General features: G+C 70.7%; 7 protein-coding genes. 5 read left to right on the forward strand and 2 right to left on the reverse strand.

Features of this window, described 5'->3' with window-relative positions:
• Nucleotides 1-129: 129 nt before the first annotated feature.
• A complete protein-coding gene (locus ACFHWT_RS03740; protein WP_416593338.1) occupies nucleotides 130-1083 on the reverse strand; it encodes an ABC transporter substrate-binding protein in 954 nt (317 codons plus the stop codon).
• Between the two features lie 663 nt (nucleotides 1084-1746).
• Between ACFHWT_RS03740 and ACFHWT_RS03745 the strand changes: the two genes are divergently transcribed.
• The 4 genes from ACFHWT_RS03745 to mmsB all read left to right on the forward strand — a co-directional run bounded on the left by ACFHWT_RS03745 (nucleotide 1747) and on the right by mmsB (nucleotide 7000).
• Nucleotides 1747-2730 carry a LacI family DNA-binding transcriptional regulator gene (locus ACFHWT_RS03745; RefSeq protein ID WP_416593339.1) on the forward strand — a complete coding sequence of 328 codons (984 nt, stop codon included), beginning with the start codon at nucleotides 1747-1749 and terminating at the stop codon, nucleotides 2728-2730.
• A 409-nt stretch (nucleotides 2731-3139) separates the two neighbouring features.
• Nucleotides 3140-4261: a multiple monosaccharide ABC transporter substrate-binding protein gene (gene chvE, locus ACFHWT_RS03750; RefSeq protein WP_416593340.1), complete on the forward strand. Its 1122-nt coding sequence runs from the start codon at nucleotides 3140-3142 to the stop codon at nucleotides 4259-4261.
• Nucleotides 4262-4271: 10 nt separating this feature from the next.
• Nucleotides 4272-5822: a multiple monosaccharide ABC transporter ATP-binding protein gene (gene mmsA, locus ACFHWT_RS03755; RefSeq protein ID WP_416593162.1), complete on the forward strand. Its 1551-nt coding sequence runs from the start codon at nucleotides 4272-4274 to the stop codon at nucleotides 5820-5822.
• A complete protein-coding gene (gene mmsB / locus ACFHWT_RS03760; RefSeq protein WP_278170952.1) occupies nucleotides 5819-7000 on the forward strand; it encodes a multiple monosaccharide ABC transporter permease in 1182 nt (393 codons plus the stop codon). Before mmsA ends, mmsB begins: the two co-directional genes overlap by 4 nt.
• Nucleotides 7001-7220: 220 nt before the next feature.
• On the opposite strand, the gene ACFHWT_RS03765 is transcribed toward mmsB, so the two are convergent.
• Nucleotides 7221-8639 (reverse strand): condensation domain-containing protein, encoded by a 1419-nt coding sequence (locus ACFHWT_RS03765; RefSeq protein WP_416593163.1) that lies wholly within the window; start codon nucleotides 8637-8639, stop codon nucleotides 7221-7223.
• Nucleotides 8640-8822: 183 nt separating this feature from the next.
• Between ACFHWT_RS03765 and ACFHWT_RS03770 the strand changes: the two genes are divergently transcribed.
• Entirely contained in the window at nucleotides 8823-14450 is a 5628-nt protein-coding gene (locus tag ACFHWT_RS03770; RefSeq protein ID WP_416593164.1) for an amino acid adenylation domain-containing protein, read from the forward strand.
• The last annotated feature ends 31 nt before the right edge of the window (nucleotides 14451-14481 follow it).

Raw genomic sequence — 14481 nt, forward strand, 5'->3', positions numbered from 1 at the left:
TTCGGCATCGGCCGGGACGAACTCGCCGGCAGGTATTCGCGGTGGGACGACTTCGCCGACCGGGCCGGCGGCCGGCGCCTGCCCCGTCGTCCCGCCCGGCGCGGTGGCCGGGCGAGACGACGGATCGGCTCAGTACTCCCGGGTGGGCAGTGCTTCCTTGGCCTGCTCCTGGGTGAAGGTGGTCTCCTCGGTGACCACCCGCTTGGGCACCGACTCGCCGGCGTGCACCTGCTCGACCAGCTCCATCAGCTGTGGCCCGAGCAGCGGGCTGCACTCCGCGATGAAGTTGATCTTGCCGTCGGCGAGCGCCTGCATGCCGTCGCGGACCGCGTCGATGGTGACGATCGTGATGTCCTGGCCGGGCACCAGACCGGCGGCCTCGATCGCCTCGATCGCGCCGAGACCCATGTCGTCGTTGTGCGCGAAGAGCACGTCGATGTCGTCGTGGGCCTGGAGGAAGGCCTCCATGACCTCCTTGCCCTTGGCCCGGGTGAACTCACCGGTCTGCGACGCGATGATCTCGAACTTCGGGTCGGCGGCGATCGCCTCACCGAAGCCCTGCTTGCGGTCGTTGGCCGGGGCCGAGCCGGTGGTGCCCTGCAGCTCGACGATCCGCACCGGGCCCGCCTCGTCGGCGAACTCCTCGACCAGCCACTCCCCGGAGAGCCGACCCTCGAGGACGAAGTCGGAGCCGATGAAGGTCTCGTAGAGCGTCTCGTCCTGCGAGTCGACCGCCCGGTCGGTCAGGATCACCGGAATCTCGGCATCCTTGGCCTCCTTGAGCACCGTGTCCCAGCCGGACTCCACGACCGGGGAGAAGGCGATCACGTCGACCCGCTGGGCGATGAAGTTGCGGATCGCCTTGATCTGGTTCTCCTGCTTCTGCTGGGCGTCGGCGAACTTCAGGTCGATCCCGGCCTCGGCCGCGGACTCCTGGATCGACTTGGTGTTCGCGGTACGCCAGCCACTCTCGGCGCCCACCTGGGAGAAGCCGAGGACGATCTGGTCGTCACCGCCGCCACCCCCCTCCGCGCCCGAGTCACCACAGGCGGCGGTGGTCGCCACCATCATCGCCGCGATCATGACGGCGGAAAAACGTCTGAACACTGCCTACCTCCCGCTGAGGCTGATGTCGTCCGCCGGTTGGCCGGACGACCGGCGGTCGAAACGGCCCACGGATGCGGTGGACCGATTGTTAGCGTTAACTTTGTGGCCTGGTCAAACACCCGGCGTGCGCCGAGTTTCCAACCTGTTGACACCCTCCCCAGGTGGCCAGACTGGTCGGGATGCCATCGACGGCTGGGGCTCAACCGCCGCGTTTCAGGAGTGTTACCGTTCTCATCAAGCACGTCAAGGGGGTGGATCGCGGCCGTTACCGCTCTGTTGCGACAACTTTCCTCGGCAGCACCGAGTGGAGCTGGACGATCAGATGAGCGATAACATCGACAACGGTCGCAGACAAGGATATCCGGTCAGGTCCCCGTAGTGGGCAACCGCTGCCGGATCGATGGAACCAGGTTCTCCCCTCGGCTCGCCGCCGGCCGATGGCGGGTCGCGGCGGGTGACCGCTAACCTCGCTGTTGACGGAGCTGGCACGGGCACCGGAAGACAGCCCGGCCCACCCGGCCGGTCCAGCTCCGCGGCCCTGGCACCACGCCGGGTCCGAAGGTCATCGGCAGTGCCGGCACGTCCCGGCCGGACTTGAGGTGGGCAGCGGTGAGCAGCAGAAGCGTCCGGGAACCGGCGATGACGGATGTAGCCAGGCTGGCCGGGGTGAGCCACCAGACGGTGTCCCGGGTGCTCAACGGTCACCCCAACGTACGCGAACAGACCCGGCTGCGAGTCCGGGCCGCCATCGCCGAGCTGGGCTACCGGCCCAACCGCGCGGCCCGCGCCCTGGTCACTGGCAAGTCCCAGGTGATCGGAGTGGTGGCACAGAACTCGACGCTCTACGGCCCGGCGTCCCTGCTCGCCGCGTTCGAGCAGGCCGCCGGGGCCGCCGGGTTCGCGGTCAACGTGGGCAGCGTCCGCAGCCTGGACCGGCAGTCCATCGCCGGCGTCGTCGACCGCCACCTCGACCAGCGGGTCGCCGGCCTGGTGGTGATCGCACCGGTGGTCTCCGCCGGCGAGGCCGTGGAACAGGTGCCGGCCGGGGTGCCGCTGGTCACCATCGACGGTGACCCGCAGCGCAACACCGCGCTGGTCACCGTCGACCAGGCGGCCGGGGCCCGGGCCGCCACCCGGTGCCTGCTGGACGCGGGTCACCCGACCGTCTGGCACGTCTCCGGTCCGGGCGACTGGTTCGACAGCGCCGGGCGGATCCACGGCTGGGAGCAGACCCTGCGGGACGCCGGTGCCGAGGTCCCGCCGCTGGTGCCGGCCGACTGGAGCGCGGCGTCCGGCTACCGGGCCGGGCAGATGCTGGCTCGGATGCGCGACGTCACCGCCATCTTCGCCGCCAACGACCACCTCGCGCTGGGCATCCTGCGGGCACTGAACGAGCGGGGTCGGCGGGTGCCGGACGAGGTCAGCATCGTCGGCTTCGACGACGTGCCGGAAGCCGCCTACTTCACCCCGCCGCTGACCACCGTCCGACCGGACTTCGACGCGGTGGCCAAGGCGAGTCTGGCGCTGCTGCTGCGGCAGATCGAGTCGGGCGCGCGCAGCGACGAGCGGCACACCATCGAGCCGGCCCTGGTACACCGGCGCAGCGTCGCCGCGCCCAGCTGAACCGGTGCCGCCGCACCCAGCCGAACCGGCCCGCCGGCTGCGCGGGCAACACCTCGAGTCAAGCCTGTGAGCTGCGGGAACGTGCTCCGACGGAGGAGTCGGGGTGGCCCTGGTGGAGTCGCCGGCCAAGCCGGTCGGATGTTTCGCATCGGTTTCCCCAGGATCGCGTAGGGGCCCTTGACAGCGATCTTGTGAGCGATAACACTGCGACTCACATTGCCACCGATAGTCGCAGCAACCCGACAGCGTGACGGGGTCGCATGGCCAGCGGGCCGTCCGCCGTACCCGGGTCCCCGCCCAGCGGCCCGGCGCCTCATCGCCCGCGGCACCACAACCTCCCGCCTGCGGCGCCACCGCCCGCAGCCCATCCCAGAAGAGGGAGACGTCCGTGCAACTGCGCACCAGCACCATGATTCGACGGCTGGCCACGATCGGCGCAGCCGCTGCCCTGGTAACCAGCCTGGCCGCCTGCGGCTCCAGCGAGAAGACCATCGACCAGGAGACCGCCGACGGCGACAACGCGGGGGCCCTGATCGGCGTCACCATGCCCACCAGGTCCTCCGAACGCTGGATCAGCGACGGCGACAACGTCCAGACCGCGCTGGAGGAGCTCGGCTACGAGGTCGACCTGCAGTACGCGGAGAACGACATCCCGACCCAGGTCAACCAGATCGAGAACCAGATCACTCAGGGCGCCCGGCTGCTGATCGTCGCCTCGATCGACGGTAAGGCGCTCACCACCCAGCTGCAGCAGGCCGCCGACCAGGGCATTCCGGTCATCTCCTACGACCGGCTGATCCTCGGCAGCCCCAACGTGGACTACTACGCCACCTTCGACAACTTCCAGGTCGGCGTACAGCAGGCGACGTCGCTGCTGGTCGGGCTCGGCGTGCTCAACGCGGACGGCTCCGCCGGCGAGGCCGACGGACCGTTCAACATCGAGCTGTTCGCCGGATCGCCGGACGACAACAACGCCACCTTCTTCTTCGACGGCGCGATGTCGGTGCTGCAGCCGCACATCGACTCGGGCAAGCTGGTGGTCCGCAGCGGCCAGACCGACTTCGACACCGTCGCGATCCTGCGCTGGGACCCGGCCACCGCGCAGCGGCGGATGGAGGACCTGCTCACCCGCACCTACCAGGGCGGCGTCACCGTAGACGGGGTGCTCTCGCCGTACGACGGGCTCTCCATCGGCATCCTGTCCGCGCTCAAGAGCAGCGGGTACGGCACCGCCGGACAGCCCTACCCGGTGGTGACCGGGCAGGACGCCGAGGAGACCTCGGTCAAGTCCATCCTGGCCGACGAGCAGTACTCGACGATCTTCAAGGACACCCGCGAGCTGGCGCAGAAGACCGTCGAGATGGCGCACGCCATCCTCAGCGGCGACGAGCCGGAGGTCAACAACACCACCGACTACGACAACGGGGAGAAGATCGTCCCGTCCTACCTGCTCGAGCCGGTGATCATCGACAAGAGCAACTACGAGGTGCTGATCGACAGCGGCTACTACTCGGCCGAGCAGCTGGGCTGAGTCCACGATCATGCCGACCGACGCCATCCTGCAGATGCGGGGCATCACCAAGACGTTCCCCGGCGTGCGTGCCCTGCACGACGTCAATCTGACCGTACGCCGGGGCGAGATCCACGCCATCTGCGGCGAGAACGGCGCCGGCAAGTCGACCCTGATGAAGGTGCTCTCCGGCGTCTACCCGCACGGGTCGTACGCCGGGGAGACCACCTTCGACGGCCGGCCGGCCCGGTTCGCCGGGATCCGGGACAGCGAGCACCGGGGCATCGTGATCATCCACCAGGAGTTGGCGCTCTGCCCGCAGCTGACGATCGCCGAGAACATCTTCCTCGGCAACGAACAGACCCGCCGTGGGCTGATCGACTGGAACCACACCAACCACCAGGCGGCCGAGCTGCTGCGCCGGGTCGGGTTGACGGAGAATCCGACCACCCTGGTCGCCGAGATCGGGGTGGGCAAGCAGCAGCTGGTCGAGATCGCCAAGGCGCTGTCCAAGCAGGTGAAGCTGCTGATCCTGGACGAGCCCACCGCCGCGCTCAACGACGAGGACTCCGCGCACCTGCTCGACCTGCTCCGCGGGCTGCGGGACACCGGCATCACCTGTGTGATCATCTCGCACAAGCTGAACGAGATCCTCGCCATCGCCGACACGATCAGCATCCTGCGCGACGGCGAACTGATCGAGACGCTCGACCTGGCGACCGACGACGTCACCGAGGACCGGCTGATCTCCGGCATGGTGGGCCGGTCGATGGAGCACCGGTTCCCGCCGCGCACCCCGAAAATCGGCGCCGAGGCGCTGCGGATCGAGGAGTGGACGGTGCGGTCCCCGGACGGCGACCGGGTGGTCGTCGCCGACGCCAACCTCACCCTGCACCGTGGGGAGGTCGTCGGGCTGGCCGGGCTGATGGGAGCCGGCCGCACCGAGCTCGCGATGAGCGTCTTCGGCCGGGCGTACGGCCGGGACATCAGCGGCCGGGTGTACAAGGACGGCCGGCAGATCCAGCTGCGCTCGGTCCGCGAGGCGATCGACCACGGCATCGCGTACGCCACGGAGGACCGCAAGCGGTACGGGCTGAACCTGATCGAGGACATCCAGCGCAACGTGTCGGCGGCCGGGCTGACCCGGCTGGCCCGTCGCGGCTGGGTCAACGAGGGCGCCGAGCACCGGACGGCGCAGGAGTTCCGCCGCAGCATGAACATCAAGGCGCCGAGCGTGGCGAGCATCGTCGGCAAGCTCAGCGGCGGCAACCAGCAGAAGGTCGTGCTGTCCAAGTGGATCTTCACTGAGCCGGACGTGCTGATCCTGGACGAGCCGACCCGGGGCATCGACGTCGGCGCCAAGTACGAGATCTACTCGATCATCAACCAGATCGCCGACAACGGCACGGCGGTCCTGGTCATCTCCTCTGAGCTGCCCGAGCTGATCGGGCTGTGCGACCGGATCTACACGTTGTCGGCCGGCCGGATCACCGGCGAGGTGCGGCGGGCCGACGCCACCCAGGAGCGACTCATGCAGCACATGGTGCAGGGACAGGAGCAGGGATCGGGGGCCGACCGGTGAGCGTCGCCCGGATCAACGTCCGCGAGAGCGGCATCTACATCGCGTTCGGGCTGATCGTCGTGCTGTTCGCGGTGCTGACCGACGGGGCGCTGCTGCAGCCGCAGAACCTGTCCAACATCATCGTGCAGAACTCGTACGTGCTGATCCTGGCGATCGGCATGATCCTGGTCATCATCGCCGGGCACATCGACCTGTCGGTCGGCTCGGTGGTCGGCGCGACCGGGGCGATCGCCGCCGTACTGATGGTCGAGCACGACCTGCCCTGGCCGTTGGCCCTGCTGATCACCCTGATCGCCGGTGCCGCGATCGGCGCCTGGCAGGGCTTCTGGATCGCGTACTTCGGCATCCCGGCGTTCATCGTCACCCTCGCCGGGATGCTGCTGTTCCGGGCGCTCACCCTGAGTGTGCTCGGCAACCAGGGCATCGGGCCGTTCCCGGATCCGGTGCGTACCCTCGCCAACGGCTTCACCGAGGGCTATCTGGGCAACATCGGGTTGGGCCCGCTCGGCGGCGCCGATCTGGTCAGCCTGCTGGTCGGTCTGGTCGCGGTCGGCGGTATCGCGGTCAGCCAATGGCGGGCCCGGGTCGCCCGGCTCGGCTACGACCAGGCGGTGGAGCCGATGCCGGTCTTCCTGTTCAAGATCGTCGGCGCCTCGGCGGCGGTGCTGTTCGTGATCGTGCAGCTGGCCCGGTTCAAGAACCTGCCGTGGGTGCTGGTGCTGCTGGCGGCCCTGGTGCTCGGCTACTCGCTGCTGACCAAGCGGTCGGTGTTCGGTCGGCAGATCTACGCGGTCGGCGGCAATTTGCAGGCCGCGGTGCTCTCCGGGGTCAAGGTCAAGTCCGTCGTGTTCTGGATCTTCGTGAACATGGGGGTGCTCTCCGCGCTGGCCGGGATCATCTTCGCCGGCCGGCTGAACCTGGCCGGCCCGACCGCCGGCAACACCTTCGAGCTGGACGCGATCGCCGCCGCGTTCATCGGCGGCGCGGCCGTGCAGGGCGGGGTCGGCAAGGTGGTCGGCGCGGTCACCGGCGGCCTGATCATGGGCGTGATCAACAACGGGATGTCGCTGATCGGCGCCCCCAGCGAGAACGTCATGCTGGTCAAGGGTGCGGTGCTGCTCGCCGCTGTCGCCTTCGACGTGTGGAGCAAGCGCCGCGCCGGCGTCGCGTCCCGCTGAATCGGCCGACCCATCCGTACCACCGAGGCGCTGCCAACCGGTGATGCGGCGCAGCTCACCATCACCCAGCGCGGCGGGGCCTCACGCCACGGGCGTCGCTAACCTGCTGGGGCTCGTAGGTAACCACGCCTACCGCGATCCGCCCCGCCCTCACACGACGAGGGCGGGGCAGATCTGTTCGCCCGGTCCGTTCAAACTCGCCGGCCGGCCGGCCGGCGGCTCAGCTCCGCCCACCGGTGCGGCCGGGCTGCCACGGCCAGGGCACGTCCCGGTACGCGGCCTCGACGAGCAGCGCCTCCAAGTCGCGCAGGTACGGCTCAATCGTCTCCGGTGCCAGGAACCGGGTGTCCACCGTGTAGGTGAGGCCGAGCGCGTCCGGCTCGTCCACCACGTGCAGCAGGCGGTGCCAGGAGGCGGCGTCCAGGCCATCGGTCCGGGAGAAGTGGCTGCCGTCGGCGGCCGCCCGCAACCGCTGCTCGGCGACCGGCGGCGCGTCGTCCACCAGATCACCGCCGGGCAGCCGGACGTCGTTGAAATAGTAGTGCGGCAGGAAGGCGGTGGTGTAGTCGTAGCCGAGTTCCTCGAACGTCGTCCGCATCGCGACAGCGTCGTAGTAGGCGTGCAAATAGCCGTCTAGCGCTACCCGATAGATCCGTGGTAAAAGCTCGAAGAATCCCGGTCGATCGGAGATGTCCAGCACGCCGAAGCCGATTTGACCGAGGTTGGCGATCGCATTGACGTACTCGGGCCGGAAGCGGTTGTGCGACATGTTGAACAATCCGCAGACCTGACGCCCGGTCGCCCCGGCTGACCGTGCCGTGGTGGCGGCGAGCAGCACCGTCGAGACGCTCACCCGGTGCCGGGCGGCGACCATCCGGGCGGCGGTGGCGGCAGCCGACGAGACCAGCGTGCCCCGGTGCAGCCGTGGGGTGGCCGGCGGTGCCGGCTCGTCGAGCGAGACGTCGGCGAGCCGCCGGTACTGCCGGAGCCAGTACGCCACGGTACGGGCCGAGCGCCGCTGGTCCGGCCCGTGCTGGCGGCGGGCCACGTCCACCGACTGCAGCCCGGCCGGGGTGCCCAGGTCACCACGGAGCAGGATCAGCCGCAGGTCTCGCAGCACCACCTCGACCGCGTACGCGTCCACGGTCGAGTGACTGAAGATCAGCACCAGCTGGCGTACCACGCCGTCGACCTGCACCACGGCGAACCGCACCGGCCACTCCCGACCGTGGTCGAAGGCGACGTCACCCAGCCGGCGGGTGAGCTCGGCCGCCGCCGCGGCGCCGTCGCCGGTGCCCGCAACCACCAGGACCGGGACCTGCCCGGCCGCCGCAGTCTCCTGCCGCGACGTGCCGTCCGCCGTCCGGCACACCCGGGTACGCAGCCCGCCGTGCCGGCCGACCAGCGTGCCGATCGCCCGCACCACGCTGGACAGGTCGGCCGGGGCCCGACGGGGCACCGCCAGCACCCGGCGCAGGTTGAGGAACAGGTGCTGGGTCCTCGACAGGGTGGCGGCCCGCCACATGACCTGCTGCGCCCAGGTCAACGGCGCGTTCTCGGTCCGACCACCGTGGAATTCCGCGTGGATCAACTCGTCCATGGCCCACTCGGTGGGCACGATGGCATCGGCGAATCGCATTCCTGACGGTACGACGGCACGACGTGCATCGAATCGATCGTTTGTCTGCACCACAGTGCACCAAAAGTTGATTCCGCTGTGCCGACGACGGGAGTCAGGCTGATGGTTCATGTAGACACATCAAAGGCAACCCGGGTGACGAATCTCGACGTACCAGCGCAGGATGTCCCGATCCAATCACAAGTGATTCAGCGCCGAAATGGGGAAAGTCCGGCACTGTCGTTCGGTCAGGAACGGATCTGGTTCACCGAGCAGCTGACGCCGGGCACCGCCGGCTACGTCGTGCACAGCACGGTACGGATGGGTGGCCCGCTCGATGCCGACCTGCTGCGCGCCGCAGTGGACACCGCTGCGGCCCGCCACGACAGCCTGCGGATGCGGTTCACCGAGAACCTCGACGGCGAGCCGCGGGTCGAGGTGGTACCGCAGGTCACCGTACCGTTCACGGTGCTCGACGCCGACGACGAGACACACGCCCGGGAGCTGGTCGACGCCGCCGTGCGGACCCCGTTCGACCTGGCCGTCGCACCGCTGCTGCGGGTGCTCCTGGTCCGGCTCGGCGACGACGACCAGGTACTGCACGTCGGGATGCACCACATCGTCAGCGACGGCTGGTCGCTGAACCTGCTGCTGGCCGAGGTCGCCGCCCTCTACGGCGCGCTCACCGACGGTCTGCCGGTGCCGCCGGCACCGGCCATCGACTACGCCGACTACGCCGCCTGGCAACGGGTACGCGGTGACGGACCGGCCGCCCAGCGGGAACTCACCTACTGGACCGGGGCGCTCGCCGGAGTACCGCCGCTGGAGCTGCCGACCGACCGGCCCCGACCCGCCGTGCAGTCGTACGCCGGCGACGTGCACCGGTTCGGCTTCGATGCCGAGCTCACCGCGGCGCTGCGCCGGCTGAGCCGGGCCCACCGCAGCACCCTCTACATGACGCTGCTCACCGGCTGGCAGGCGACGTTGTTCCGGTACAGCGGGCAGCGGGACTTCGCCGTCGGATCACCGGTCGCCGGCCGGGTGGTGCCGGAGGTGGAGAACCTCGTCGGGCTGTTCGTCAACACGGTGGCGATCCGGGCCGACCTGTCCCGGGCACCGGCCAACAGCGCCGGCGGTGGCGGTGCCGGCGATCGCGGTGGTGCCAGCAGTGCCGGCGACGGCGGTGAGCCGAGCTTCGGTGAGCTGCTGCGCCGTACCCGGGGGCGGGTGCTACGGGCGCTGAGCCACCAGGAGGTCCCGTTCGAACGTCTGGTCAAGGAGCTCAACGTCGCCCGCGACGTCAGCCGGGCACCGGTGTTCCAGGTGCTGTTCACCCTGCAGAACTATTCGCGGGCGCGAAGCAGCTGGCCGCGCGGGATCACCACCGGGGCGTTCGGCAGCGACGCGGCGGCGGCCCGGTTCGACCTGTCGCTCTACGTCAGCGAGACCGATGACGCGCTGCGGGCCATGCTGGTCTACAACACCGACCTGTTCGACGCCGCCACGGTGGCACGGCTCACCGGGCACTACCGGGCGCTGCTGCGCGCCGCGGTGGCCGACCCGGACCGGCCGGTGGTGGACCTGCCGCTGCTCGACGACTCGCAGCAGCGGCAGCTGGCCGAGTTCAGCACCGGCCCGGTGCCCGCCGCCGACCGGCCGCGACCGGCCACCGCCGGTGCGGCCACCCTCGGCGATCTGGTCACCCGGCACGCCACGGCCACCCCGCAGGCACCCGCCGTGGTCTGCGGCGACGACCTGATCAGCTACGCCGAGCTGGACCGACGCGCCAACCAGCTGGCCCACCAGCTGCGGGAGCACGGTATCGCGCCGGGCCACCTGGTCGGCGTCTGCCTGGACCAGTCGGTGCAGTTGGCGGTCGCGCTGCTCGCCGTGCTGCGGGCCGGCGGGGCCTACCTGCCGCTCGACCCCGAGCAGCCACCCGCCCGGCTGCGGCTGATGCTCGCCGACGCCGCCCCGACGGTGGTGCTGACCAGCAGCGAGATCCGCGGCGAGCTGGGCGGCGACGCCGCCCCGGCGGCCCTCGCCGAGGCGACCTGCCTGGACCGGATCACCGCAGACGTCGCGCAGCGGCCGACCGGACCGCCGGCCGGTGCGGCGCGCGGCGACGACCTGGCCTACGTCATCTACACGTCCGGCTCGACCGGCGTGCCCAAGGGGGTCGCGGTCGCCCACCGGCAGGCGCTGAACTATCTGGACGGGGTCGCCGAACGGTTCGACGTCGTGCCGGCCGGCCGGTACGCGCTGCTGCAGTCGCTGTCGTTCGACTTCAGCGTCACCGTGTTCTACCTGGCGCTGGCGACCGGCGGCTGCGTCCATCTGGTGCCGAGGCGGTGCACCGGCGAGGAGCTCGCCGACGCGCTGCGCACCGGGCGGATCGACTACCTGAAGATGACGCCGTCGCATCTGCGGGCGCTGGCCGCAGAGGTGGACAGCGCACGGCTGCTGCCCCGGCGGGCGCTGATCCTCGGCGGCGAGGCGGCCGACCTGGACTGGGCGGCGGACCTGGCCGGGCACGGCGTGCCGGTGTTCAACCACTACGGACCGACCGAGGCCACCGTCGGGGTGACCACGTACCGGGTGTCGGCACACGAGCGAGGGCCGGGCAGCGTGCCGATCGGCCGTCCGCTGCCGTACGCCCGGGTGCACGTGCTCGACGCCCGGCTACGGCCGGTGCCGGTCGGCGTACCGGGTGAGGTGTACCTCGGCGGCGACCGGCTGGCCCGCGGCTACCTGAACCGGCCCGGACTGACCAGTCAGCGCTTCGTCCCGGACCCGTTCGGCCCGCCCGGCTCCCGGCTGTACCGCACCGGTGACCTCGGCGCGTGGCGCGCCGACGGCGAGCTGCTCTTCCTCGGCCGCACCGACCACCAGGTCAAGATTCGCGGCTACCGGGTGGAGCTGGGTGAGGTGGAGGCGGCGCTGCGCGAGCTTCCCGGGGTACGGCAGGCCGCCGTACTGCTGCGTGACGACCGGTTGGTCGGCTACCTGGAACGTTCCCCGCAGGGCCCGACCCCGGAAACGGCACCCGGGCCGGCAGCCACGTCGGCATCCGCGCTGGAGCCGGCCGAGCTGCGCCGGCTGCTCGCCGAGCGATTGCCGGACCACATGATCCCCAGCCGGTACTGCTGGCTGGACCGGCTGCCGCTGCAGGAGCACGGCAAGATCGACCGCCGGGCGCTGCCGGATCCGGGCGACGATCAACCCGCCCGGACGTACGTCGAGCCGGCCGGTCCGGTGCAGACGCTGATCGCCGCCGTCTGGCAGGCGGTGCTGCAGGTGCCCCGGGTCGGCGCCGACGACGACTTCTTCGAGCTGGGCGGACATTCGCTGCTGGCCACCCAGGTGGTCGCCCGGCTGCGCCGGGAACTGCCGGCGGTCCGCGCCTACGACGGCACGCCCCCGGCGGTCAGCGTGATGGACCTGTTCCGGCACCGGACGGTACGCGAACTCGCCGCCCTGCTGACCGACGGTGACGCCGAGCGGGGTCGGCTGCTGCATGAACTGACCGCACCGGCCTCCGCCGCCGAGCGGGTCGCCACCCTGGTCTGTGTCCCGTACGGCGGCGGCAGCGCGGTGGTCTACCAGCCGCTCGCCGAGGCGCTGCCGGCCGGCTGGCGGCTGCTGTCGGTGGCGATGCCCGGGCACGACATCGGTCTGGCCGACGAGCCGGCGCCGATCGACGAGGTCGCCGAGGGCGTGGTCGCGGAGATCCTGGACCGGGTAGACGGACCGCTGATCCTCTATGGCCACTGTGGGCCGGGCGGGGCGCTCGCCGTCGAGGTGGCCCGCCGGCTGGAGGCGGCCGGGCGGGAGTTGACCGCGGTCTACCTCGGTGCGATCTTCCCGTTCGGCCGGCCGACCGGCGGGTTGCTCGGTCCGCTGCTGCGGCTGCGGTTGGTGGAGCGGGTCCGCAGCGACCGGATCTACCGCACCTGGCTGCAGGCGCAGGGCACCTCGATCGGCTCTCTCGATCCGGACGAGGCGGCGTTCCTGATCCGGGCGATGCGTCACGACGCCCGGGTCTCCGAGGACTACTTCACCGCGCTGATGCGCGACCAGGTGACCCCGCTGCGCGCCCCGGTGGTCTCGGTGGTCGGGGAACGCGACCGGGGCACCGACTTCCACGAGGAACGTTTCCAGGAGTGGCACTTCCTGTCCGACCGCACCGCGCTGGCGGTGATCGACGAGGCGGGGCACTACTTCCTCAAGTACCGGGCCGGCGAGTTGGCGGAGATCGTCACCGGCGTCCATCTGCGGCTGGACTCACCGCCGGCGGGCGAGACGCCGCTGGACGTACCGGCCGAATCCGACGTGCCACCCACCGACGGCGCGGGGGTGGACGACCCGGCGTGGCGGCTGCACGCGATCTCCGCCCGAGGCCCGGCAGCCGACCCGCCGGGGGCCCGGTCCGGACCGTCGGCACCGGACCGGGCAGCGACCGGACCGGACCGGGCAGCTGGGCCACAGCCCAGCCTGCGCCGGTTCGGTCTGGTCGCGGCCGGCCAGATCATCACCACCACCGGCACCGCGCTGACCAACTTCGCCGTACCACTGTGGATCTACCTGGAGACCGGTTCGCTGGCCAGGTTCGCCCTGTTCTCTATCGTCAGTCTGCTTCCCGGGCTGCTGATCGCACCGCTGGCCGGCGCGCTGATCGACCGGACGAGTCGCCGCCGGGTGCTGCTGGCCGCCAGCGTCGCCGCTGGTGGCGCCAAGGCGGTGATGGCCGGGCTGCTGATCGCCGACCGGGCCGAGATCTGGCACTTCTACCTGCTCGTCGGCTGGCTGTCGGTGGCGTTGGCGTTCCAACGGCTGTCGTTCGTGTCGGCGGTGCCGCAGCTGGTGCCGAAACGCTTCCTCGGCCACGCCAACGGCCTGACCCAGACCGCGGTCGGGTTGACCCAGTTCATGGTGCCGCTGCTGGCGGTCGCGCTGCTGGAGGCGGTCGGACTGCGCGGCATCATGATCATCGACGTGGTGGCGTACGTCTTCGCCATCGCGGTGCTGATCGCCATCCGGTTCCCCCGCACGCTGGCGCTGCAGCGGCGGGAGAGCCTGGGACAGGAGATCCTCGGTGGGTTGCGCTACTCGCTACGCCGCCGGGAGTTCCGCGGCATGCTCGCCTTCTTCGCCGCCCTCAACCTGTTCCTGTTCCCGGTGCTGTTCCTGCTCTCCCCGCTGGTGCTGGGCTTCGCCGAGCTGGCCGAGGTGGCCCAGATCGCGCTGACCGGCGGGGTCGGCGCGGCCGTCGGCGGGCTGGTGATGCTGGTCTGGGGCGGTCCGCGCCGCTACCGGATGCGGGCCGTACTGATCGGCACGCTGGGCATTGCGGTGGCCTGCGCGGTGACCGGGCTACGCCCCAGCCTGCTGGTCATCGGCGCCGGAGCGTTCGGCATGTACTGCGCACTCGGCCTGGTCAACGGCATCTACAACACGATCATCCAGATCAAGGTGCCGCCCCGGTTCCACGGTCGGGTGTTCGCGCTCAACCAGATGGTCGCCTGGTCGACGATGCCACTCGGCTGGGGGGTGATCGCCCCGCTGGCCACCAGCCTGATGGAGCCGCTGCTGATGCCGGACGGGGCGCTGGCCGGCACGGTCGGGCAGGTGATCGGGGTCGGTCCGGGCCGGGGCATCGCCCTGCTCTACATCGCCTTCGGCGTCTGCATCGCGCTGACCGCGATCGTCTCGATGCGCACCCGGGTGCTGTCCCGGTTCGACGACGAGGTGCCGGACGCTCCGCCGGACGACCTGGTCGGCATCGAGACCCGGCAGGCCCGGGTGGCGGCGACCCACGGCGGTGGCCAGTGAGCCCAGCAACCGGCGACCCCCGGCGGTGGCG

The sequence above is a fragment of the Micromonospora sp. LOL_021 genome (assembly GCF_048060215.1).
In the GTDB taxonomy this organism is placed as follows: domain Bacteria; phylum Actinomycetota; class Actinomycetes; order Mycobacteriales; family Micromonosporaceae; genus Micromonospora_E.

Excerpts from the sequence above, each read along its gene's own strand:
- ACFHWT_RS03765 (WP_416593163.1), bottom strand. The coding sequence starts at position 8,639 with ATGCGATTCGCCGATGCCATCGTGCCCACCGAGTGGGCCATGGACGAG.
- ACFHWT_RS03745 (WP_416593339.1), top strand. The coding sequence starts at position 1,747 with ATGACGGATGTAGCCAGGCTGGCCGGGGTGAGCCACCAGACGGTGTCC.
- mmsA (WP_416593162.1), top strand. The coding sequence starts at position 4,272 with ATGCCGACCGACGCCATCCTGCAGATGCGGGGCATCACCAAGACGTTC.
- chvE (WP_416593340.1), top strand. The coding sequence starts at position 3,140 with ATGATTCGACGGCTGGCCACGATCGGCGCAGCCGCTGCCCTGGTAACC.
- ACFHWT_RS03740 (WP_416593338.1), bottom strand. The coding sequence starts at position 1,083 with ATGATCGCGGCGATGATGGTGGCGACCACCGCCGCCTGTGGTGACTCG.